Origin of the sequence: Methylobacterium sp. AMS5 (assembly GCF_001542815.1) — a bacterium.
Lineage (GTDB): Bacteria > Pseudomonadota > Alphaproteobacteria > Rhizobiales > Beijerinckiaceae > Methylobacterium.
Genome location: NZ_CP006992.1, coordinates 3,504,198 through 3,526,475, shown reverse-complemented (window position 1 = coordinate 3,526,475; position 22,278 = coordinate 3,504,198). Strand labels below are relative to the sequence as shown.

The following is a 22,278-nucleotide window of genomic DNA, read 5'->3' as shown; positions in this document are numbered from 1 at the left end:
CGGCGCGTCGACAATCAGCCCCCGTCGAAGACGCGGCGCAACGGCCTGCCCACCTTGTCGGACTAAGCCCGTCGTTATCGCGCGGCCATGGCTACCATCCTGAAGATCGGTGGAACCTATGCGCTGCGTGTCTCCCAGGTGAGCAAGAAGCCCACGTCACCCGGCATGCCGTCGGGAAAGTTGACGATCACGGCCTTCAGACCGTAGCCGGCCGGCTGCAGGCGGTCCCGCCAGAACTCGAAAGCTTGACGCGGGCGTCCGGTCAGGGTCTCGGGCCAACCGCTCTCGAAATTGTTGATGGCCCGTCCGCCGTCACTGCACATCACGTTCGGGAAACGCATCACGAGAAGTTCGTTCTTGCCCTGCTCGGCCGCGATCCGGAGCTTGTACAAGAGCGACGTCATGATCTCGTGCACCTTCTTAGGCGTGACCTCGATGGTCTCGGACAGAGTCTTGATGAGCTCGGCCCGCGCCTCTTCGGCTCGATCCTCGGTCTGCAGGGCCTTCGCGGCCTTCAGTTTGGCCGTATAAGCGCCGAGTTCGGCGGCGGACATGAAGCTCTCGTCGCCAAGCTCGTCTTCGGTCTGTGGATTCGTCTTCAGCGCTTCCATGGCGAACTCCTGTTGTTCATAAGGCCGGTTGGCGCTGGACCTGGGCCAGCGCTTCGCACGTTGCGCGCGCGATCGTCATCTCCTCGTCCGCCGGAATGACCCAGGCAGCGGGACCAGGCCCTCGGGTGATCCGTCCCGGATCAGCAGGTGGGGCGAACCGTTGAGTTCCTCGAACACGCCCTTGAAGATGCGGCGTGGATCCGCGGTCTCACCGAAGGCGAACACTTGGAATTTGAGGCTCGAAGAGCCTGCGTTCAGTACAAGCAGGACCGAGGTCATCGCCTAGACCTCCGGCAGGGACCGGTGGGCGCGCTGGGCGGCGGCGAACAGTGAGGCGACCGCACAGGAGGCGAGACGCGTGAGCCGAGAGTCGGCCCGGCTCGTCAGGATGATCGGGACCCTGGCCCCGAGCACGATCCCGGCCGCGTCCGCACGGGCCAGGAAGGTCAAGCTCTTGGCCAGCATGTTGCCGGCTTCCAAATCGGGGACCACGAGAACGTTGGCTTGGCCGGCCACCGGTGAGTGGATCTTCTTGATCCGAGCCGCTTCGAGGTCGATGGCATTATCGAGGGCAAGAGGGCCGTCGAGGATGCCGCCGGTGATCTGACCCCGGTCGGCCATCTTGCAGAGGGCCGCGGCATCGAGGGTCGAGGGCATCTTCGCGTTGACGCTCTCCGTGGCCGACAGGATGGCGACCCGCACCGACTCGACGCCAAGGGCTTGTGCGAGGTCGATGGCGTTCTGCGTGATGTCGCGCTTTTCCTCCAGAGAGGGCGCGATGTTGACCGCGGCGTCCGTAATGATCAGGGGCGTCGCATGGCCCGGCACGTCCATGACGAAGCAGTGGCTGACGCGGCGGGCCGTCCGTAGGCCGCCGTCCCGGCGCACCACCGCGGCCATCAACTCGTCGGTGTGGAGGCTCCCCTTCATGAGGGACTCGGCCTCGCCGGCGCGCACGAGAGCCACGGCCTTCTGAGCGGCCTCGTGGCTGTGAGCGGCGTCGACCAGCCGGAAGCCGCCGATATCCGCATCGAGTGCGGCTGCGGCGGCGGCGATCTTTCCCAGTGGACCCACCAGAATCGGTTCGACGATTCCGAGCGCGGAGGCTTCGCGTGCCGCCCCCAGTGTGGCCGCGTCGCAGGGATGTACGACGGCAACCTGAAGCCTCGGCAGCGCCTGGGCAGCCACGATCAGACGGTCATATTTCTCGTGTCCGCGGGTTTCGACCGCTGCCTGTTCGATGGTCGCAATCGACACCCTGGCCTCCTCTGACAGTTCAAGGAAAGGATCCGGAGCGGTCCCGTGCGACGGGCGTGACCTCTCGCACAGGTGCCTCGTCGCCTGCGCCGCGGAGACGAGGACCGCCAACTCATACGCTCTTGGGATCAGGCGGCTTGATCGGACGGGACGGATCGGCGGCCGACGTCGCTGGCCGCGTAGGCGATCCGAATTCTTCTCGGGCCATCTTCCTGCGTTTGATCATGCACAGCGATGTGCGCCGCGGCATGTTTTGGGCCACCTCCGCAACAACGGCGCACCCCATCTTATGGGATGGTCTTCATTCTGGCTGAAGAACATTTGTGCAATATTGCCGGGACAGCCGCTTGCAACGCAGATGACGAGTGTCAACTTCCCATCGGAGACGGCGGCGTGACAGCCGACGGCGGCAATCCCGAAAGGAGCGATGTCATGGGAGACCTGTCATGCTACTCGGCCGTCGAGCGTCTTTGCGATGGGCGCGCCTTGGAGATCCGCGCGCTTCGGCCGGATGACCGGGAGCGGATGCTGGCAGCCATCGACCACACAAGCGCCCAATCGCTCTATCGCCGCTTCTTCGCTGCGAAGCGCCACTTCACCGACAAGAAGATTGCGTTCTTCCTCAACGTCGATTTCAGGGAGCAGGTGGCCTTGGTCGCGACCGCGGACGAGGATGGCGAACAGACGATCGTCGGCGGCGCCCGCTATGTCGCGACGCGGCCAGGTCAGGCCGAAGTGGCGTTCACCGTGGTCGACGAATATCAGCGGCGCGGCATCGGTGCCGCGCTGGTGCGGCACCTCGTGGACATCGCCCGGGCTGTAGGGCTCACGGAACTGACCGCGGAGGTTTTGCCCGAAAACGCTCCGATGCTGAAGCTGTTCGAACGAACCGGGCTACCGCTGAGCAGCCGACGCGATGCGGACGCGGTCCACTTGGTGCTTCGGCTAACCTGAGCACGCCTGGAATCGTGAGCCCATGAGATTTGGCACGGATGACCGTCATCACGGGCACGCGGCTGCGGGCCCGTGACCGAGAGCGCATTCCGACAAAGTGGAAACCGGTCCGTCGAAAATGCGCGTCGAAACAGAGATCCAGAGACGCTGAATCCGGACGCAATCGTCTGGGCTTGTGGGTCAGTAGGGGCGGCAAGTGCCCGAATACTGGTCGTAGAAGGCGTATCGCCCGCACCCGCCGTAGGTCGAGCCGTAATAACCGGCGGCCGCAGCAGCTCCGACCCCGGCCGCGGCGAGCCCGTATCCGGGACGGTATCCATAGCGGCCGTAACCGTAGCGGCCATAGCCGTAGCCGTAGCGGCCGACCCCTCTGTGACCGTAGCGGCCGACGCGACCATAGCCGCCGCGATAGCCGGCCACGCCTTGGCGATAGCCACCAGCCCCACCGCGGAATCCGCCCGCCCGGCCACCGTGAAAGCCGCCACCATGGATGCCGCCGCCCCGGAAGCCTCCGCCTCCGCCGCCACGGAATCCGCGCGCATCTGCCGTGACGCTGGTCAGGATCAGGGCCGCGAAAGCCGCAGACGCAATCAGGAGAGTTTTCATAACGTTGTTTCCTCGCAGGAGGACAACATGGAGGTGAGGCGCATCAGTCCCCGCCGGCGTGACCGGACCCGTGACCTGCTCGGGTCCAGAACTCTGGTCGACCGGTTCCTACTACCGAGTCTGCAGCGTTGCTTGATCCCGGAGGACAGCCGGTGAAACCTGCTCGCTGACGCATTCGTGGGTCACTGGCTTCGTGTATCGCTGCGGCGACATCATTCTGGCTGCGCGCTGGTCTCTTCCCGGCCCTGTCGTCCCCAGGAGCAGTCGTGACGGCCGCGCTTGCCCTCGCGACGATGCTGCTCCTGTCGCCGGTCCTGGGCCTCCTGCCGCAGGCAACCCTCGCGGCGGTCGTGATCGTTTACTCGGCCAGCCTCATCCAGCCAGCGGAGTTCCGGGACATCTTCAAAGTGCGGCGGATGGAGTTCCACTGGGCAATCGTGGCGGGGATCGGGGTGCTCGTCTTTGGGACGCTTCAGGGTATCACCGTCGCCATCGTCCTCTCGCTGGTCGGCCTGGGCCTCCAAACGGCCCATCCCCGCATCTCTATCATCGCCCGCAAGCACGGCGCAGATGTGCTGCGCCCCCTGTCGCCGGGCACCCCGATGACGAGACGTTCGTCGGCCTCCTGATCCTGCGCCCGGAGGGGCGCCTGTACTTTGCCAACGCGCAGAACGTGGCAGACCGGATCCGGGCGCTCATTGCCGAGTACAAGCCGCGTATCGTCGCCCTCGACCTCAGCCGTGTGCCCGACATCGAGTATTCAGCGCTGCAGATGCTGCGGGATGGTGCCCGGCGGACCAGCATGACGTTTTGGCTCGTAGGCCTCAACCCCGACGTCCTGAACAGGGTGTGGCGCGCCGGTTTGGATCAGGAACTCGGACCGGACCGCCTGTTGTTCAACGCGCGAACCGCCATCGAGCGCTACAAGGCGCTCCTGGCGTCCTCAACGCCTGACTAGAAATGTCGGCGATCTCGCTGAGTCAGCTGGGATTTTCCTACGTAGCGTGATCTGATTCCCGGTCGACGGCCGACAGGAGGGGCGAGAGCGTCGCCGTTGTCGTCGGATCGGCGCGGGCCCATCGTGAAGGCCACGGCAGCCGCCACCGGATTGGCGCGCCGCATGGCGGCCGCCGCCGAGTGGCCTGGCGCTCATGCGGTGGAATTAGTAGCCGCAGGTACAGCCCCCGTATCCGTAAGCGGGATAGCTTGAGCCATAGGCGGCGGGAGCGTAGCCACCATAGCCGGCATTGTCGTAGCCGTAGCCGCCGTAATAGTTACTGGCCGCAGCCCCGACGGCCGTGCCGACCGCGAGACCGGCGAGGCCGGCACCGACGCCGTATCCGTAGCCCCGATAGCCGTACCCGCGGTAGCCGTAGCCACGACCGCCGTAGAAGCCGCGCCCGCCGTAGAAACCGCCGCGGTAGCCACCGACCACGCCACGATAGCCGCCAACGCCGCCGCGCCAGCCGCCTGCGACGGCACCGCCACCGCGAAAGCCGCCACCACTGAATCCGCCGCCCCGGAATCCGCCGCCAAAGCCACCGCCGCCGCGGAAGCCGGCACCGCCGAATCCGCCGCCTCGGAAGCCACCGCCGCCAAAGCCACCACGGGCCTCAGCGGTATCCGCGGCGATCAGCGCACCCATTCCGAGTGCTGCCAGCGACACCAAAGCAAGTTTTTGCATCGCATCCTCCATGCTCACACCCACTGAGCGGTATTGGGTGTTTCGACGATCCTCGGATTGCTTGATTTTAGGATCGAGATCATCCGCAGGCGCCAGCCCGATCCTTGTTGGCAACCGGCGGGCTCCGCGACGACGCAAGAGCGCATTCCGACGAGAAGGGGGCTGGCTTGTCCAAAAACGGCGCCTCTCAACAGCAGTTTGGAGGCGCCGACTGGATGCGATCGGGGCGGATACGGCTCTAATAGGCGTAGTAGGCGGGCCGGTATGGACCGGGCGAAGATGGTCCATACGGACCGGATGCCGGCATGCTGGTGCCAACGACCGGGGCAACTGGATCGAAGGGTAGAAGAGCCGCGCTGGCGGACATGAAGCCTGCCAACGCGCGCAGGTCGTCGGGCTGTCGCGGATCACGCGAAATGAATGCCGTCTCGCGCTTGAACCGCAGATTGCAGGCTGGCGACGGCAGGCCGCCGGCAGGAGTGCAGGCGTCGTGGCGCGCGCAGGCGGCATCAAGCGCATCGATCGGCGGCCGCGGCGCGTTATTGCCGAGCCCGCAATAGTTGCCATGGATGAGGGCCGCTGGCTGGCCCCGGTCAATCGCCGACTGAGCAAGCGCGGGCGAGGCCAGGCATGCGACAAGTAGAAGGGGCGGTAAAATCCTGAGGGTCATGGCTTTTGACCTCGCGACATGTGGGTGCGGCCCGGGGCACGCCGAGATGCCGATCCGTAGGAACGGCAGTCCCAGAATACGTCGCTCGGATCGTATGACAGCCTCGATCGCGTTGCTTGATCCAAGAGGACATTGAGCGAAGTCTTTGCAAACGGATGCTGTCATTTCGGCGGCGGCGTGGAGCATGTGCAGCGAGCCACTGTTTGGCTCGGCTTATTCGATCAGTTCCAAGCTTTGTGCTGCTATTTATCTGGAGGGTGGCTGAAAACCTCTAAATTACGATTGCGTGATCGAAACGATTTAAAGTTGACGTATGATCTCCAGGGAAAAGGGCCGTAAATCTGAGCAGCAACTGCACGCCGGCAGTTTGGATGCTGTCGCGCTTGCCCACCTCCTTCTGAGCTCCGTAATCGTCCAGGATCATCGTATCGCCGGGCTTCAACACAGGTGACAGGCTGTCGGTGACATAGGCCCAGAAGCGGTCGCCCTTCGTGGCCTCGTCGAGGCAACGTGGGTGGCCTGGAGCCTGCTCGTATTCAGGGCGGCTGCCGTGGTCTTCACGACGGGCGAGCGTCGATCCGACGACAATGGTGGCGTGATTGAAGTTTGTGCCCGAGGGGGAATGAAAATTACGCTCTCCCAAGGCAATTCGTATGAAATGATCATTGCAATGTTAAATAATACAAGCATAAGTACGCAGGCTTGGCCTCGAATCAGGGGGGCACATCACGTCGTCGTCCGAGAAATCAGGTTCAATTGTGCGCCAACGCCCGCCCGCGGTCGTTGGAGACATCCGATCGCACGAGAGGCCATCTCTCATTGGCTTGACTCGCCCCGGGGTCGCGCAAGCGGTCTACCTCACTCTCGTCGAACTGGGCGCCAATTTGGACGAACTGCTCGCCGAGGCGGGGCTTGATCCTCTGACCTTCGACGGCGGCAGGACCCCTGTCCCATACGTTTCTCTCGGTCGCCTGATCGCTCTGGGAGCCGAGAGGACGGGTTGTCACCATCTCGGGCTCCTTGTTGGACAGCGCGCGACATTGGCCTCGCTCGGGCTACTTGGCCTGCTCATGCGCCACTCGGACACCATCGGCGGCGCTTTGCGGGCTCTTGAAGCGCATGCTGGTGTGCGGAACTGGGGCGCAGTCGTCGGACTCGATATCGACAGTGAGGTGGCCGTTCTCAGCTACTGTCCTTATGGCTCGGAAGCCGAGAGCACGGCTCTCCAATCGGAGAGGGCCCTCGCCACAATTACGAACGTCGTTCGGGCGTTGGATGGCTCCGATGCGGCTCTATTAGAAGTGCTGTTGCCGCGCTCCGCGCCACGTGACACAGCGCCTTACATCAGCTTCTTTCGGGCGCCCGTGCGGTATGACCAAGAAACGGCCGCGTTGGTGTTTCCAACTCTAATCCTTGAACGGCGCATCAAGGGGGCGGACCCGGCGGCCCGCGGGAGAGTTGAGGATCGCATCCGCAAGCTTGAGTCCGAACAGCCTTCCACGCTGAAGGACAAGCTTCGCGAGTACCTCCAAGCCCAGGTGATGCGGCAGCGCTGTAAGGCCGCGCATGTGGCGCGACTGCGACTGGTCCCCCCCCGTACCCTGCGTCGTCGGCTGAAAGCCGAGGGCACGACGTTCAAGCAAATCGCTAACGAAGCGCAGTTCTCAGTCGCCAAGCAACTCCTAGTCAATACCAGAATGAGCATGGCGCAGATCTCGGCGGCCTTGGATTTCTCCGAGCCCGCCGCCTTTAGCCATGCGTTCCGGCGCTGGTCAGGCTTTGCGCCCAGTACATGGCGGCGAGAGCATCAATCGAAGTGCCTTGGTCGAGAGCAGGACGAAAATTTCGACTCCGCACAGACTCAGCAGCCGGTCCGATAGAGCTTACGCAGGAGGTGGTGATGCGAACTGTACGTCTCATGGGTGTCGCAGCACTCGGGCTAAGCCTTGCAGCCTCGGCTGGTGTGTCGGATGCGTTGGCAGCAGGCCCCGGTTTGTCTGCCTATCAGGGCGCTTGGGTACTGGAAGGGCGCGACTGTACGGATGTCTTTTCATCCGCGGGCAAAGGTGGGGCGTTCAAGAAGCCGATCGACATTTTCGCTCCGGCCTTCATCGTCTCAGGAAAGCGCCTGAAGACCCCCATGGCGACGTGCAGCATCAAGTCGGTTCGACCGACCGGGGACCGCCAGCTTCTCGTTCTCGACTGTGCGAACGCCGTGGCCGCTCAGGAGGTCAGGGTTTACATGATGCCTCATTCGAACGGCCCCCTAAAGCGCTATTACAATGAGCAAGACCCGGCGGGTACAGGCTACCAACGCTGCTCGCAATGAGTCGCAGCAGTCGAAATATAGTTTTATTGAGTTGATTCTCTTCCGGCAATTGATATCGCAGATATTTTTTTCCCCTAATCCGCGAGTCTGTTGAGCTTGGCGGCCTAAAGGCGCAGCGGATCGTCGATTTCACGCCATCGACGACCGGTCTCTTAAAAAAAATTGCCGCGCGAGCTTCGGCACAAAGCTGCGTGGCACGCAGATCAATGGCAAGGTTCTAGTAATTTCTGATACTCTTGTGTCGTATCCGAACAGTTGCGGGCATATTATATAATTATTAGTCAACGGTCGTAGCCGTCTACTATCCACTTGCGGCAGAAGCCGCCGTCCGATCGGCCGACTCGGGCCGCTCGCTCACCCCGCCATTGTCACGCAGCCTGAGTTTGTACACCGGCCAGGTTTTGGCTGCCGACTGGAGCCAGCCACGTTTTCACGAACGCGATGACCGTTTCGATCAAGAAGATCCATCGCGAACGCACTAAATTGCACAAAGCTAACTTGAGTTATCCGAATCAGCTTGGCCCCCGAATAGGAGGATCTTGCTATGTTTTCTTATGCCGCTTTGGCAACCGGATACCCCAGCCCACCTGAGAACCTGCTTCCCGTCGGCTTGGCGCACCTCAGGGTCGCTCAAGCGATCTACGCCGTCCTCGTCGAACTCGAAGCGGATCCCGACACCCTCATGGTCGAGGCAGGGCTCGATCCGAGGCTCTTCGAGTGTCATGGCAAGCTCGTTCCGTACAGCGCCCTCGGCCGCCTGATTGCCATAGCGGTTGAGCGCACCCGCTGCCCTCATTTGGGGCTCCTCATTGGGCAAAGGACCACCATCACCTCCCTCGGGCTTCTCGGCCTGCTGTTGAACAACTCGGACACCATCGGCGATGCCTTGCGGGCTCTCGAAGCGTATTTGGGCATGCTGAATCGGGGTGCGGTGGTCGGCCTCGGCATCGACAACGACGTGGCCGTCCTCACCTACTGCCCGTATGAGCCGGGAGCCGAGGGTGCTGTCCACCATTCGGATCGGGCGCTGGCCACAGCGACAAACATCCTTCGGGCGCTGTGCGGGTCTGATTGGGCCCCGTTGGAAGTTCTGCTGCCGCGCTCTGCTCCGACCAGCACGACGCCTTATAGCCAGTTCTTTCGAGCACCCGTCCGGTTCGATCAGGAGACGGCCGCCTTGGTCTTCCCGGCCAGCCTCCTCAAGCGGCGCATCGCTGGAGCCGATCCGGTCCTGCGCCGCAGAGTGGAGGATCGTATTCGCCGGCTTGAATCGGCACGACCCTCCACGCTGAAGGACGGGCTTCGTCAGCACCTGCGCGCCGAGGTGATCCGGAAGCGTTGCGACGTGATGAAGACGGCGCTTCGCCTGTCGCTCGGTCGCCGCACCTTGAGCCGCCGCTTGAAGGCCGAAGGGACAAGCTTCAAGCAGCTTGCCAACGAGGCGCAATTCCGGGTGGCCAAACGCCTTTTGGCCGATACCAAAATGAGCATGACGGAGATCTCGGCCGTCCTGGACTTCTCGGAGCCCGCCGCCTTCACACACGCCTTCCGACGCTGGGCAGGCAAGACGCCCAGCTCATGGAGGCAGGGAAACCATTCCGAGACGAAGCGCGAGGAACACCAATAAGATCCTCCCCTCCTCGGCAGAAGGCTCGGATAAGGCAGCGCGTTCGTGCCGGTGCCGTGCACTCCTGATGCCGACGAGCATGATAAGCGAGCAGGATCTGAGCGTAATCATCAAGAAAGTCCCTCACATCCGACCATCCGTCGGGAGATTGTCGCCCAAATCCTCGATGTGCCGATGATATAGAATGATGTAGGAGGGCTTTCCTTCATCTTAGTGGACAAGATTTTGCCTCAGGCTGGTTATTTCATGGTGAAGTCATGATTGAAAAGCCTGGCTTCGAAATTCGCATCACGACCACCGAGACCGGCAGCATCCTCCGCGCGCAGACCGAGCGCGAGGTGGCTACGAAAGCGGAATCCCTGATCCGCAGGGTACATGCGCGCGGCGAGTTGATCGGGTTCAGCATCATGGGGCCGAGCGCGACCGAGATCGGCCGAATCAAGGCCTATCTTGAGGATGTCCTGATCGAGGTTGCACAGCTCAGCATCTGACTCCTGCTGGCTTCTCTTTGAGTGCGCCGCATCGTGACCTGTGCCTGTCCTGTCAGATCAAGCGAGGCGCCCGGCCCGGTGCTAGCGTTCTCTGCACCAAACGGTTGATGCTGTACGGACCCACTGCGTCGTCGCACGACCGAATCCGACTTGGCTCACCTCGATTTGGCTCACCTCGATTTGGCTCACCTCGACGTGGCTCACCTCGACTTGGCTCACCTCGACGTGGTGTCCTCCGGCAGGGAGACGACCTCATGAAAGCGCTCCTGATCTCATCCGCCGCCTTCGCGGCCCTGATCCTGACCGGTGTGGCGGCCGATGCGCGGGGCTTCCGCGGTGGTGGCGGCGGCTTCCACGGCGGTGGCTTCCGCGGCGGTGGTGGTTTCCACGGTGGCGGTTTGCGCGGCGGAATTGGGCGGCCAGGCTGGGGGGCTGCAGGCCCGATTGCCGGCCGGCCCGGTTGGGGGGCGGGACGTCCCATTGCCGGACGCCCCGGTTGGGGCGGCGGTCGGGTCGGCCGGGGCTACGTTGTCCGTGGCGGCTATGGTTGGGGTGGCTATCGTCCCTATGGCTACGGGCTCGCCGCGGCCGGGGTCGGTGCGGCCGCCGCCGCTGGCTACTACGGGTATCGGAGCGGCTACGGAGGCTGCGGGCCCTACGCCTATTACGATGCGTATACCGGCACCTGTGCCTCGTATTGAGGCGCCGCGCGTCCGGTCTTTGGCGAAACGACGCGCTACCGCAGCTGGAAGCGTGCGGCATGCTGATGCCCAAGGCCTCCACCCGGAACAAGCCCGCCGCTTCGCGCCAGAGTCGACCCAGCACCGAAGCGAGGCAGCCAGATGGACGCGATCCTCAAAGCTCGGCGGCAGCCCAAGCGCACGGCGCGGACATCCGAGCTGACCCTGATCGATGCCTATTGGCGGGCGGCAAATTACTTGTCGGTCGGTCAGATTTACCTCTACGACAACCCGCTACTGGTGGAACGGCTGACCAAGGAGCACATCAAGCCGCGTCTGCTCGGCCACTGGGGCACCACTCCGGGTTTGAATTTCATCTATGTTCATCTCAATCGTCTTATCAAAAAGCATGATCTTGATGTTATCTATATTACAGGGCCGGGGCATGGCGGCCCCGCTTTGATTGCCAACGCATACCTCGAGGGAACTTACAGCGAAGTCTATCCGAACATCTCCGCCGATGCTGAAGGCATGAAGCGCCTCTTCAAGCAATTCTCCTTCCCAGGCGGCATCCCGAGCCATGTGGCTCCTGAAACACCGGGCTCGATGCACGAAGGCGGAGAGTTGGGCTATTCCCTCTCGCACGCCTACGGCGCTGCGTTCGACAACCCCGACCTCATCGTCGCTTGCGTCGTCGGCGATGGCGAGGCCGAAACCGGGCCTCTTGCCACCAGCTGGCATTCGAACAAATTTCTCAACCCGGTGAGTGATGGGACGGTTCTGCCGATCCTCCACCTCAACGGCTACAAGATTGCCAACCCGACTGTACTGGCCAGAATTAGCCACGCGGAGCTTGAACATCTCTTCCGTGGGTACGGGTACACCCCCTACTTCGTGGAAGGACATGATCCGGCCGAGATGCACCAGCGCATGGCCTCCACCATGGATGCTGTCCTGCGAGACATTCGGCGGATCAAGTCAGACGCGCGCGACAAGGGTTTCACGGGCCGGCCGTTCTGGCCGATGATCGTTCTTCGGACGCCAAAAGGATGGACATGTCCGAAGGAAATCGATGGACGGCGCACAGAGGATTACTGGCGCTCACACCAAGTGCCCATGGGCGAGATGCACGACAATCCGGCCCATGTGCGCATGCTCGAAGACTGGATGCAATCTTATCGGCCCGCCGAGCTCTTCGACGAAGGCGGCCGGCTTCGCTCCGAACTTGCCGAGCTTGCCCCGACGGGCGACCGCCGCATGAGCGCCAATCCGCATACCAATGGAGGCACTCTGCTCCGCGACCTGCGGCTCCCGGATTTTCACGATTATGCAATACCGGTGACCGCCCCCGGTGCCGCCGTCGCCGAGTCCACGCGCGTGATGGGACGCTTCCTCCGCGACGTCATGGACCTGAACGCCGAAGCGCGAAACTTCAGGCTATTCAGTCCGGACGAGAATAACTCAAATCGCTGGCAGGACGCGCTCGAGGTGACCAACCGCGCCTGGGTGGCCAAGACGTATCCGTGGGATGACCACCTCGCGCATGACGGCCGCGTGATGGAGATGCTGAGCGAGCATCAATGTCAGGGCTGGCTCGAAGGCTATCTGCTGACGGGTCGGCACGGCTTCTTCTCGTGCTACGAGGCCTTCATCCACATCATCGACTCGATGTTCAATCAGCACGCCAAGTGGCTGAAGGTCTGCAACCATATTCCGTGGCGGCGACCCATTGGGTCGTTGAACTACCTTCTCTCCAGCCACGTCTGGCGTCAGGATCACAACGGGTTCAGTCATCAGGACCCAGGCTTCATCGACCATGTCGTGAACAAGAAAGCCGAGGTCGTTCGTGTCTACTTGCCGCCGGATGCGAATTGTCTGCTTTCTGTAACCGACCACTGCTTGCGAAGCCGCAACTACGTCAACGTCGTCGTCGCGGGTAAACAGCCGGCACCCCAGTGGCTCACGATGGATCAGGCGGTCAAGCACTGCACGGCCGGGCTTGGGATCTGGGAATGGGCGAGCAACGACCGCGGCAGCGAGCCGGACGTCGTGATGGCGTGCTGCGGGGATGTGCCGACCCTTGAGACGCTCGCGGCCGTCGACCTCCTCCGCTGCCACGCGCCGGATCTCAAGGTTCGCGTCATCAACGTCGTGAACCTGATGAAGCTGCAGCCCGACACGGAGCATCCACACGGCCTGTCAGATCAGGATTTTGATGCTCTGTTCACGACGGACAAGCCGGTCGTCTTCGCCTTTCACGGGTATCCGTGGCTCATTCACCGGCTGATTTACCGACGTCACGGACACAGCAACGTCCATGTGCGTGGCTACAAAGAGGAAGGCACGACGAGCACGCCGTTCGACATGTGCGTGATGAACGACATGGATCGGTTCCATCTGGTCAGCGATGTCATCGACCGCGTGCCGGGCCTGGCCGCTCGGGCGGCCTACGCCAAGCAGGCAATCCGGGACAAGCTGATCGACCATCGCGCGTACATTCATCGGCACGGCGACGACATGCCGGAAGTATCCGGCTGGTCTTGGAGTCCGATGGCGACGACGCGCGGTCTCGGCTCGACGGAGAGCGACAATGTGTGAGGAGGGGCGCTTCGACCGGCGTCGTGTGTTTTGAGACCGGCTCTCCTTGCGGCGATCTTCGACGTTGACGGTGTGCTGGTGGACTCGCCGCACGAGCGCGCATGGCGCGAGGCGCTCACCGGGTTCGCCGACCCGGCAGGCTTCACCACGTCGTTCTATCAAGCCAACGTCGCCGGCAAGCCGCGCCTCGAAGGCGCTCGGGAGGCTCTGGAGCGGCTTGGCGGACCTGAGGCTGCGGCCCGGACCGCAGAGTACGCGGACAGGAAGCAGGCCCTGATCGACCAACTGATCGAGGCGGGTAGCTTCGAGGTGTTTCCGGACGCCCTTCGCTTCGCCTCTGCCCTGAAGTCGGCCGGGCTACGGTTGGCACTGGCTTCATCGTCGAAAAACGCCGCCGCCATGCTGTCCCAGCTGAAGCTGCCGGATGGGCGCACGCTCCTGTCGCTGTTCGACGCCGACCTGAGTGGCCGTGACGTGCCGAGGGGCAAGCCGGATCCCACGCTGTTCCTGCTCGCAGCTGAAGCTCTGAACACATCGCCGTTGCACTGCGTCGTCATCGAAGACGCACCTGCCGGCATCACGGCGGCGCGGGCGGGCGGGATGACCGCGCTCGGGATTGCCCGCCTCGGCGACGAAGCCCTGCTGCGCGAAGCGGGCGCCGATCTCGTCGTGACGAGCCTCGACCACGTTGAGATCGCCGCCCTTGGCGCGGGCACGCTGCGCGCCCGAACCGTCAAGGAGCACGTTGCAGATGCTTGAGGTGCTTCGACCGACACAGGAGCCCGGCTGGGTTCTCACGCACGAAGGCTACAGTGTGCTCACGGAGAGCGCGGTCGAATCCCGCTTTGCCCTCGGCAACGGCTTCCTCGGCATGCGTGCCGCGCGCTCGACGGGCCGAGGGCCGACCTGGGTGAGCTGGCTCGGCTACATCCGATGGGCCTCGTGGCCGCGCTGCTACGTCGCCGGGCTGTTCGACATGCCTAACACCGAGCCGCCTGTGCCGGCGCTCGTGCCCGTCGCCGACTGGTCGCGGATCCGGCTCATCCTCGATGGGGAGCCGCTGGTGGCCCGCGAAGGCGAGATTCTTCATGGCATGCGGCGGCTCGACATGCGGCGCGGCGTGCTTCTCTCCGAATGGACGCATCGGACACCGGCGCAGGTGACCGCGAAGGGCCACGAGCTGCGCCTCCTGTCGCTGGCGGACCGATCGGTGGGACTACAGCTTCAGCAGATCGTGCTGGACCGCGACGACATCGACGTCCGCCTCGAAGCGAGCTTCGGGCTAGCCGGCGTCGGTATGGAGCCGGTGCGTCTCGAAAACGACCTCGGCGCGTGGCGCACCGAGGGGACCGGTAAGGTCGTCGCGATGGCAGGTGCTGCATCGTTGCATCTTGACGGCGCCTCCGCCGACCCCGAGCGCCCATTTCCGCTACGTTGGATCTGGCGTTGGCGCTCGAAGGCTGGCCAAGTGGCGCAATTCGCCCGCCTCGTCGCCGTCGCTCGCGCCGAGCGATCGGAAGAGGATCCTGCGCCCCGCGCCGCGGCGGCGCTCGCGCGCAGCACATCGGTGGGCTGGCGCGCGATCCTCAAGGCTCATGAAGCCGCCTGGGATGCACACTGGAGCGACAGCGGCATCGTCATCGACGGCGACGATGACCTGCAGCGCGCGCTGCGGTTTGCCGTGTACCACCTGACGAGCGCCGCGAACCCGAGCGACGACCGGGTCTCGATCGGTGCGCGCGCGCTGACCGGCGATGCCTATTTCGGCCACGTCTTCTGGGACACCGAGATCTATCTTCTGCCGTTCTACACCGCGGTCTGGCCTGAAGCGGCGCGCGCGCTGCTGATGTACCGGTTCCATACGCTGCCCGGAGCACGGGCCAAGGCGACGCTCGGCGGCTGGCGAGGCGCCCTCTATCCATGGGAATCGGCCGACACCGGCGATGAGACGACGCCGGACTCGGTGTTGGGGCCTGACGGGAAGCCGATCGAGATCCTGACTGGCAAGATGGAGCACCACATCAGCGCCGACGTCGCCTACGCGGTGTGGCAGTACTGGCGTGCCACCGGCGACGACGATTTCTTCCGCGATGCGGGGGCGGAAATCATCCTCGAGACGGCGCGTTTCTGGGCGTCCCGAGCCGTCGCCGAAGCGGATGGCCGGCGCCACATCCGCCACGTGATCGGGCCGGACGAGTACCATGAGGATGTGGACGACAACGCCTTCACCAACGTGATGGCGCGCTGGAACATCGGCTGCGCCCTGGAGGCGCTCGACCTGTTGCGCAAGGGTTGGCCGGACCGTGCCGAGGCGCTTCGAGACAAGCTCGCACTCGACGATCAGGAACTCGATGACTGGCGGGACGCGGTCGCGCGGATCGTCACCGGCCTCGACCCCGCGACCGGACTGTACGAGCAGTTCGCCGGCTTCTACGGACTCAAGCAGCTGAACGTCGCGGACTATGTCGACCATGCGCTGCCGATCGACGTGGTCATCGGCCGGGAGCAGACGCAAAGCTCGCAAGTGATCAAGCAAGCCGACGTCGTCGCGCTGATCGCCTTGTTGCCCCAGGAATTTCTCGGACAGGGAGCGGAGATCAATTTCCGCCATTACGAGCCGCGCTGTGCCCATGGCAGCTCCTTGAGCGCCGCGATGCATGCCCGCGTGGCCGCGCGTCTGGGTGCCTCGGATACGGCTCTTCGATACATGCGCGAGACCGCGTCTCTCGACCTCGACCTCGATCCAAACAGCGCCGGCGGCGTCCGGATCGCCGGGCTCGGCGGGTTGTGGCAGGCGGCGATCCTGGGCATCGCCGGCCTGAACTTAGCGGGCGACACGCTGGAGCTCGATCCTAAGCTGCCGCCTCAGTGGGATACCCTTTCGTTCAAGGTCTGGTGGAGAGGCCGATCCGTCGGGCTCAGCGTCAGCCGCCCTATGCTGGAGGCCAGGCTGATGGCCGGAGACGGGATGAACGTCACGGTCGCGGGCGTGACGCAGCACCTGACACCTGGATCGCCACTGCGGTTTGAGCTGTAGTCGAAGCCGTCTCGCGACGTGCCGGGCGCCGATGACACGCTCTACGGCGCCAGGCCACTCAGCTGCCGTAAGCCAACGAGGTCGCCGCGCTCGAGTCGTATCCGACCTGATGGCATCAGGCCGGCGTCTCTAGACCTTCGTTCTAACACGGTTTCCCTCGTTGAACCGGCGACCGCTTCGTCGGAAAGTGCGTCAGCGCCGAAAGCCCCTCGGGGTTTGGCTGCGAAGCCGAACGCTCACATGCTGCGATGTCGTCCGCAATAAATGTGTACGCCCCTGCGCTACATCGGCAGACAGTCAGCCAGAAAGAGAGAGAAGGCCGATGATCTGCACACTGAGTACTTTGACGATGGTCATTGAAGGGAAGATCATCGCGTAACATATATCCGGCCGGTCAGTTGGCGCGATGCGCAACGAATAGGCCAGAATGGCAGGGTTGCCGGTAGCACCGCAGGCCACACCGAGCAGGTCGTCGTATGGGATTTTAAGCAGGTAGAAGCCGACGAGCAATACGATTGCGACCGTAGTCAGCAGCACCGCCACGCCGATCAGCAGCATCAGCGGCCCGGTCTGCGCTACCGTGGTGACGAAAGCCTGGCCGGAATTGATCCCGACCGTCGCCAGAAACAGCGTCAGACCGAAATTACGCAGCACGATATTGGCGGGCAGCGGCATGACCCAGCTGAGCGGCCCGGTGCGCCGAAGCCTGCCGAGGATCAGCGCCACGATGAGGGGGCCACCGCCGATGCCGAGCGTGACGGTGCCCACGCCCGGAACGGGGATCGGCAAGAGGCCGAGAAGGACGCCGAGCACCATGCCGAGGCCGACGGAGACATAGCTGAATTCCGCGGCTGATTTCAGGGTATCACCAAAATGCGCCCGCGCGGCAACCACCTGCTCGGATGCCACAATGACGCCGACCCGGTCGCCCAACTCCAGCATCAAGTCTGGCGAAGGCATGAGGTCCACGTCATAGCGTCGGACATGCAGAATGCGGATCGATACATCCGGCGGCATGGGCAGGTCGGCCAATCTCACGCTGGTCAGGGCCGACTTCGAGACGAAGAAGCGCTGGTAGGTGATATCGCTTCGATCCTTGGCAAGTCTGCCCTGGTCGATGTGTCCGAGCGCCGTGGCGACCTCGTCCAACGCCGCAGCGCGATCAGCCGCAATCAGAAGCGCGTCACCGGCATGCAGTTCGAGGTCTGGATCCGGCAGCCGGTTATGGTGCTCCTGCCGCACGCCGGCAATCTGCACGCCAGCCGGAAGCGTCGCCATGACGGCGCCGAGCGTCGCGCCAGAGGACGGCAGGCGTTCGAGTGTCACTTCGCCGAGGTGGAAGCGCGAGGGCTTCGGCGGAAAGACGGGCTTCGCCCGGCGCGTCATGAAATAGAGGCAGAGGATCGGGCCGATCACGCCGAACGGATACGAGACCGAGTAGCCGACGGAGGGGTCCCGGTTCCCAATCGTGTCGAGTGCGGCTTGCAGCGCAGCGGTGCTGACCATCGATCCGGCAAAAATGCCGAGAGTATGGCCGAGTTTAACATCGAAAATAGCACCGAGGCCGAGCGCCACCAGCAGGCTGGCGACGACGGCGACGGCAGCGAGCACGTTATAGATGCGCCCAGGCCCCGACAGACCCTCGAAGAATTGGCGCCCGTAGAGAATCCCGATCGCGTAGAGGAACATGATCAGCCCGACCAAACCGAGCGGACCGTTGATTTGGGCCTTCGGGGCGAGGGCACCAATCAGCAAGCCGACGAAGAGCACGGCCGCCACGCCGAGGGAAAAGTTCAGAATACTGATTTGCCCCACCGCATAACCGAGGCCGATGGCGAGGAAGAGTGCGAGGATCGGCTGCGTCCCGACCAGCTCGCTGACTGAGGCCATCATGGAAGGACTCCCACTTCAGTGCGCGCCTCGCTGATACCGAGGATCTCAGTATTGTCCCGCACCTGTCATGTGCTCGACGAGTCGGCGCCGATCCATCACTCGATGAGACGGCCCGTTGATCATGATCGGTTCAATGCCTTGTCAGGCCGACTCATTCGACTTTTGAGCGTCCACCCGCCCCTGACCGGTCGGGCGCGAGATCACCGGCTCCGCGGAGGAAAGAATGAGATCCTCGCCAACATGCGAGAACTTCAGCCGCTCTCCGCTGAGAAGAGTGTAAATGACAGAGGTAGGATCAACCTCGATCCGAAACCTCTGTCCTCTTACGGTTAGGATAAGACTCAGGTGGGACCACTCCTTCGGGAGGACGGGATTGAACGAAATGCAGCCCTTGCTGTCGCGAAGCCCGGCGAATCCATAGGCGAGGGCAAGCCACGTGCCGCCGATTGCGGCGACGTGAGCGCCGTTCATCATATTCCCGCCGATATCCGACATATCCATTGCCGCAGCGAAATTGAAATATTCGATTGCTTTGTGCGGCAGACCGATTTCATTTGCTACGACACTCTGAATGCAAACAGATAAAGATGAATCGTGTGTGGTAAGCGGGTCGTAGTATTCGAAGTTTCTTCTTTTCTCTTCATGAGTAAAGTGCTCATTGAGCAAAAACATGGCCATCACGGTATCAGCCTGCTTGATGACCTGTGACCTGTAGAGATTCAAGGGGTGATAGTACAGTAAGAGTGGATATCGATTTTCTGGGGTTGCCGCGAAATCCCATTTCTCGAGGTCCAGGAAATCATCATCCTGCGGATGGATCTTCAAGCGCTCGTCATAGGGCAGGTACATCCTTTCGGATGCGTCCTCCCAATCGGCCAGTTCGGAACTGTCCAAACCAGTGCGTTGGGCCAAGGCATCGAATCGATCGGGGTGCATGCGCTTGAGATCGCGAACCACTTGGGCGGCGTAGCGCAAGTTTTCTCGTGCCATCAGGTTCGTGAAGCAGTTATTGTTGACGATCGCGGTATATTCATCCGGCCCAGTCACGCCGTTGATACAAAACTTTTCTCCTTTCGACTCGGAGAAGAAGCCGAGGTCGAACCACAGACGGGCAGTCTCCGTTAGAATTTCCGCGCCATAGCTCCAGAGGAATTCGTTGTCGCCGGTAACGTTCACATACTTTTGGAGGGCGTACGCGATATCAGCATTGATGTGATACTGAGCCGTTCCCGCAGCATAATATGCCGACGCTTCTTCGCCGTTGATGGTTCGCCAGGGGAAGGTCGCCCCACGGTGACCCAATTCGCGCGCCCGCGACCGCGCCTTATCCAGCATGTCGTAGCGAAACTTCAGAACACTACGTGCGATCGCTGGATTCGTATAAATCAGGAATGGCAGCACGTATATTTCCGTGTCCCAGAAATAGTGCCCCTCATAGGTTCTTCCGGTCAGGCCTCTGGCGCCGATTCCGTGCCCCTCCGATCGCTCCGAAGCCTGCAGAAGCTGAAAGAGGTTCCAGCGGATCGTCTGCTGAGTTCTCAGGTTATCGCACTCAACCGCAACATCGGCTCGCGCCCAGAATCGTTCGACATCGCTCCTTTGGCGCTCGACGATTTCCTGAAATCCGCTCTTGAGCGCGCGGTCCAGGGTTAGTGCGGTTTGGAACAAGATCCGCGCCGGAGCAGAATTGTCTGAATAATGATAGCTCAGATATTTATAAACCACGATCGGCTTGTTTCGCGAAAGCTTGCAGCGGATCGTTACGGCGGCGAAATCGTCGTTGCAAACCTGCTCTGTGAAATATGAACTGTCCGAGGAGACCGCGTGGTCCATCCCGCAGCCGAGGTGAAACCCGGAGCTTTCAGTCCGGTAACTCAACATTGCGCGCATCCCCTCGGCTTGAAATCCTGTCGGGTGCAGGACACGCCCGGCAAGGCTCGCCGCGAGGCGGGGGTCCGCGATGTCGGCCGTTGATGACGGAGCGTTTTCGAGTTCCGAGGAGATCGCGATCTCGACGTCGGCATCTTCTGCCGTGAGGACGAACGCGATGGCAGCGAGGTGCCGATGCGCGAGGGAGACAAGACGCACCGTCCGCATATGCAGGCGCGTGCCCGCCGGCGAAGCCCAGCGAACATCTCTGTTCAGCGTGCCGGCTCGCAGATCGAGGCTCCGCCGATACGACAGGATCTCGGCTTGCGGAACGACGAACGGCTCGTCTTCGACGAAGAGCTTCAGGGCCGTACCGCTCGGGCAGTTCAAGATGCTTTGGCCCACGGTTGGGAAGCCGTAGGCATGCTCACCGTAGGAAATCGGGCGGTGTTCGTAGAAGCCGCTTAGATAGGTGCCGGCCTCTTGAACCGGAGTACCTTCCTCTACCGAACCGCGGATGCCCAGATACCCGTTGGACAGGGCAAACATCGTCTCGGCTTGGCCAGTCAATTCTTGCGCCAGACGTGCGTCGTATTGGACGGCCTCAAATGCCCAGGGGTTTGGCGGAAAGATATCTTCGGGTGGAACATAGCGCGGGCGCAGCATCGGTCATCCTTGCAAGCGTCTCGGAGCTGCAACTTCGTTTGTGAGAGGGTGGCCCGCCTCGAGTTCAGAGATGCTTTTGAGCGTCGTGCCGAGGATCGTCTCCAGCGCTTCCTGGGTGAAGAACGCTTGGTGTCCTGTAACGATGACATTGGGGAACGAGATGAGGCGTTGGATGACGTCGTCCGGGATCACAGTACTCGACAGATCTCTGTAGAACAGCTCTGCCTCTTGCTCATAGACGTCGATGGCCAGCCCGCCCAACCGGCCGGACTTGAGTGCATCGATCGCCGCGTCGGTATCGATCAAGCCGCCGCGGCTCGTATTGATCAAAAGTGCGCCCTTCTTCACGCGCCCAAGCGTTCGCGCATCGACGATGTGATAGGTTTCGGGCGTCAAGGGGCAATGCATGGAGATGACGTCCGCCTCTTCGACGCCCGCAGCGTCGACATAGCGTCCGCCGATTCTTTCAAATTCGGGCGACCGATGCACGTCGAACCCGATCACCCGGCATCCGAAGCCAGCCATGATCCGTCCGAAGATGGTCCCGATCTTTCCGGTGCCGATCACTGCCACGGTACGATCGACAAGGTCGAACCCCATGAGGCCATCAAGTCTGAAGTTCCCCTCGCGCGTCCGATTGTAGGCACGGTGGACCTTGCGGTTGAGCGCCAGGAGCAATCCGACCGCAAATTCGGCCACGGAGTTCGGAGAATAGTTGACGACGCGCACAACTCGGATTCCGAATTCCTCCGCGGCCTCCAAGTCGATGTGGTTGAAGCCCGTGCATCGCGTTGCGACCAGCTTCGTTCCCCCCTGGGCGAGCTGCCTCAAAACATCGCGGTTGACGCTATCGTTGACGAAGACGCTGACTGCGGTGAACCCAGCCGCCAGTGAGGCCGTCCCTGGTTCGAGCAAGGCATCGAAATACGTGAGGTCATGCTCCTGGCCGACGTTCAGATCATCGAGAAGCGCGCGCTCGTAGTTTTTCGCACTGAACACTGCAACTCGCATGCTTATGCCTCCTTTTGCATGTTCCGGTGCCAAAACGAATTGGTAAATCCGTTTTCAGGCTTCCAATCAATTCGGAGACATTGTGTTCCTATAGTTGTCCGCACAGTCTCCTGCGCCACCAGTCAGGGTCCGGAGGCTGCCCATCGGCGTGCAAAGTGATGAAATTCGCAAATCGAATGGAGATTTGTAAGAAACATCTGTTGGAGTGGTTGCCTAGCACTACTGCCACAGCCTCAGCGAGGCCGGAGCCACCGCGGCACCGTCCACGGCAGGAAACGGATTGTCTCCTTTTGCA

Annotated in this window: 19 protein-coding genes and 1 pseudogene; 10 read left to right on the top strand and 10 right to left on the bottom strand. The window is 62.4% G+C overall.

The window, feature by feature from the left end:
* Positions 1–116 precede the first annotated feature (116 nt).
* From Y590_RS15885 to Y590_RS15875, 3 genes are all read right to left on the bottom strand, one after another.
* Complete coding sequence (locus Y590_RS15885; RefSeq protein WP_060770709.1) at positions 117–611, bottom strand: hypothetical protein; 495 nt, start codon at positions 609–611, stop codon at positions 117–119.
* Positions 612–686: 75 nt separating this feature from the next.
* Positions 687–890 carry a hypothetical protein gene (locus Y590_RS15880; RefSeq protein ID WP_060770708.1) on the bottom strand — a complete coding sequence of 68 codons (204 nt, stop codon included), beginning with the start codon at positions 888–890 and terminating at the stop codon, positions 687–689.
* Positions 891–893: 3 nt separating this feature from the next.
* The gene (locus tag Y590_RS15875; protein ID WP_060770707.1) at positions 894–1,868 is read right to left on the bottom strand and encodes a phosphate acetyltransferase; all 975 of its coding nucleotides are present in this window, start codon (positions 1,866–1,868) and stop codon (positions 894–896) included.
* 432 nt (positions 1,869–2,300) lie between these two features.
* Between Y590_RS15875 and Y590_RS15870 the strand changes: the two genes are divergently transcribed.
* Positions 2,301–2,822 (top strand): GNAT family N-acetyltransferase, encoded by a 522-nt coding sequence (locus tag Y590_RS15870; RefSeq protein ID WP_060770706.1) that lies wholly within the window; start codon positions 2,301–2,303, stop codon positions 2,820–2,822.
* Positions 2,823–3,002: 180 nt separating this feature from the next.
* Here Y590_RS15870 and Y590_RS15865 read toward each other — a convergent pair whose 3' ends face one another.
* Positions 3,003–3,428 (bottom strand): hypothetical protein, encoded by a 426-nt coding sequence (locus Y590_RS15865; protein WP_060770705.1) that lies wholly within the window; start codon positions 3,426–3,428, stop codon positions 3,003–3,005.
* Between the two features lie 260 nt (positions 3,429–3,688).
* On the opposite strand from Y590_RS15865, the pseudogene Y590_RS15860 reads away from it, so the two are divergent.
* Positions 3,689–4,386 (top strand): annotated as a pseudogene (locus Y590_RS15860) (STAS domain-containing protein); the annotation flags it as partial.
* 204 nt (positions 4,387–4,590) lie between these two features.
* Here Y590_RS15860 and Y590_RS15855 read toward each other — a convergent pair.
* The 3 genes from Y590_RS15855 to Y590_RS27690 all read right to left on the bottom strand — a co-directional run bounded on the left by Y590_RS15855 (position 4,591) and on the right by Y590_RS27690 (position 6,425).
* The gene (locus tag Y590_RS15855; protein WP_201026740.1) at positions 4,591–5,112 is read right to left on the bottom strand and encodes a hypothetical protein; all 522 of its coding nucleotides are present in this window, start codon (positions 5,110–5,112) and stop codon (positions 4,591–4,593) included.
* A 238-nt stretch (positions 5,113–5,350) separates the two neighbouring features.
* Positions 5,351–5,782 carry a phospholipase A2 family protein gene (locus Y590_RS25825; protein WP_083530874.1) on the bottom strand — a complete coding sequence of 144 codons (432 nt, stop codon included), beginning with the start codon at positions 5,780–5,782 and terminating at the stop codon, positions 5,351–5,353.
* Between the two features lie 271 nt (positions 5,783–6,053).
* A complete protein-coding gene (locus Y590_RS27690; RefSeq protein ID WP_144439983.1) occupies positions 6,054–6,425 on the bottom strand; it encodes a hypothetical protein in 372 nt (123 codons plus the stop codon).
* A gap of 115 nt (positions 6,426–6,540) precedes the next feature.
* Between Y590_RS27690 and Y590_RS15850 the strand changes: the two genes are divergently transcribed.
* The 8 genes from Y590_RS15850 (at position 6,541) to Y590_RS15820 (ending at position 16,544) form a co-directional block, all read left to right on the top strand.
* Complete coding sequence (locus tag Y590_RS15850; protein ID WP_060770703.1) at positions 6,541–7,662, top strand: AraC family transcriptional regulator; 1,122 nt, start codon at positions 6,541–6,543, stop codon at positions 7,660–7,662.
* A gap of 38 nt (positions 7,663–7,700) precedes the next feature.
* The gene (locus Y590_RS15845) at positions 7,701–8,111 is read left to right on the top strand and encodes a hypothetical protein (RefSeq protein WP_286161760.1); all 411 of its coding nucleotides are present in this window, start codon (positions 7,701–7,703) and stop codon (positions 8,109–8,111) included.
* 544 nt (positions 8,112–8,655) lie between these two features.
* Positions 8,656–9,738, top strand: a complete 1,083-nt coding sequence (locus Y590_RS15840) for an AraC family transcriptional regulator (RefSeq protein WP_060770701.1) — start codon at positions 8,656–8,658, stop codon at positions 9,736–9,738.
* 257 nt (positions 9,739–9,995) lie between these two features.
* The gene (locus Y590_RS15835) at positions 9,996–10,229 is read left to right on the top strand and encodes a hypothetical protein (RefSeq protein ID WP_015950075.1); all 234 of its coding nucleotides are present in this window, start codon (positions 9,996–9,998) and stop codon (positions 10,227–10,229) included.
* A 254-nt stretch (positions 10,230–10,483) separates the two neighbouring features.
* Complete coding sequence (locus Y590_RS25820; protein WP_083530873.1) at positions 10,484–10,930, top strand: hypothetical protein; 447 nt, start codon at positions 10,484–10,486, stop codon at positions 10,928–10,930.
* 141 nt (positions 10,931–11,071) lie between these two features.
* On the top strand, positions 11,072–13,507 hold the full coding sequence (locus Y590_RS15830) for a phosphoketolase family protein (RefSeq protein ID WP_060770700.1): 2,436 nt from the start codon (positions 11,072–11,074) through the stop codon (positions 13,505–13,507).
* A gap of 30 nt (positions 13,508–13,537) precedes the next feature.
* The gene (locus Y590_RS15825; RefSeq protein ID WP_060770699.1) at positions 13,538–14,266 is read left to right on the top strand and encodes an HAD family hydrolase; all 729 of its coding nucleotides are present in this window, start codon (positions 13,538–13,540) and stop codon (positions 14,264–14,266) included.
* Entirely contained in the window at positions 14,259–16,544 is a 2,286-nt protein-coding gene (locus Y590_RS15820; RefSeq protein WP_060770698.1) for a glycoside hydrolase family 65 protein, read from the top strand. Before Y590_RS15825 ends, Y590_RS15820 begins: the two co-directional genes overlap by 8 nt.
* A 297-nt stretch (positions 16,545–16,841) precedes the next feature.
* Here Y590_RS15820 and Y590_RS15815 read toward each other — a convergent pair whose 3' ends face one another.
* The 3 genes from Y590_RS15815 to Y590_RS15805 form a co-directional block, all read right to left on the bottom strand.
* Positions 16,842–18,437, bottom strand: a complete 1,596-nt coding sequence (locus Y590_RS15815) for an aspartate:alanine exchanger family transporter (protein WP_060770697.1) — start codon at positions 18,435–18,437, stop codon at positions 16,842–16,844.
* A gap of 141 nt (positions 18,438–18,578) precedes the next feature.
* Positions 18,579–20,972: a glycoside hydrolase family 65 protein gene (locus tag Y590_RS15810; RefSeq protein WP_060770696.1), complete on the bottom strand. Its 2,394-nt coding sequence runs from the start codon at positions 20,970–20,972 to the stop codon at positions 18,579–18,581.
* Between the two features lie 3 nt (positions 20,973–20,975).
* Positions 20,976–21,983: a 2-hydroxyacid dehydrogenase gene (locus Y590_RS15805; RefSeq protein WP_015950068.1), complete on the bottom strand. Its 1,008-nt coding sequence runs from the start codon at positions 21,981–21,983 to the stop codon at positions 20,976–20,978.
* Positions 21,984–22,278: the final 295 nt, after the last annotated feature.

Bases quoted from the DNA above. Each gene is read 5' to 3' on its own strand.
- Y590_RS15885 (WP_060770709.1), bottom strand. From the start codon at position 611: ATGGAAGCGCTGAAGACGAATCCACAGACCGAAGACGAGCTTGGCGAC.
- Y590_RS15880 (WP_060770708.1), bottom strand. From the start codon at position 890: ATGACCTCGGTCCTGCTTGTACTGAACGCAGGCTCTTCGAGCCTCAAA.
- Y590_RS15870 (WP_060770706.1), top strand. From the start codon at position 2,301: ATGGGAGACCTGTCATGCTACTCGGCCGTCGAGCGTCTTTGCGATGGG.
- Y590_RS15865 (WP_060770705.1), bottom strand. From the start codon at position 3,428: ATGAAAACTCTCCTGATTGCGTCTGCGGCTTTCGCGGCCCTGATCCTG.
- Y590_RS15855 (WP_201026740.1), bottom strand. From the start codon at position 5,112: ATGCAAAAACTTGCTTTGGTGTCGCTGGCAGCACTCGGAATGGGTGCG.
- Y590_RS25825 (WP_083530874.1), bottom strand. From the start codon at position 5,782: ATGACCCTCAGGATTTTACCGCCCCTTCTACTTGTCGCATGCCTGGCC.
- Y590_RS15845 (WP_286161760.1), top strand. From the start codon at position 7,701: ATGGGTGTCGCAGCACTCGGGCTAAGCCTTGCAGCCTCGGCTGGTGTG.
- Y590_RS15840 (WP_060770701.1), top strand. From the start codon at position 8,656: ATGTTTTCTTATGCCGCTTTGGCAACCGGATACCCCAGCCCACCTGAG.
- Y590_RS15835 (WP_015950075.1), top strand. From the start codon at position 9,996: ATGATTGAAAAGCCTGGCTTCGAAATTCGCATCACGACCACCGAGACC.
- Y590_RS25820 (WP_083530873.1), top strand. From the start codon at position 10,484: ATGAAAGCGCTCCTGATCTCATCCGCCGCCTTCGCGGCCCTGATCCTG.
- Y590_RS15830 (WP_060770700.1), top strand. From the start codon at position 11,072: ATGGACGCGATCCTCAAAGCTCGGCGGCAGCCCAAGCGCACGGCGCGG.
- Y590_RS15820 (WP_060770698.1), top strand. From the start codon at position 14,259: ATGCTTGAGGTGCTTCGACCGACACAGGAGCCCGGCTGGGTTCTCACG.
- Y590_RS15815 (WP_060770697.1), bottom strand. From the start codon at position 18,437: ATGATGGCCTCAGTCAGCGAGCTGGTCGGGACGCAGCCGATCCTCGCA.
- Y590_RS15810 (WP_060770696.1), bottom strand. From the start codon at position 20,972: ATGCTGCGCCCGCGCTATGTTCCACCCGAAGATATCTTTCCGCCAAAC.
- Y590_RS15805 (WP_015950068.1), bottom strand. From the start codon at position 21,983: ATGCGAGTTGCAGTGTTCAGTGCGAAAAACTACGAGCGCGCGCTTCTC.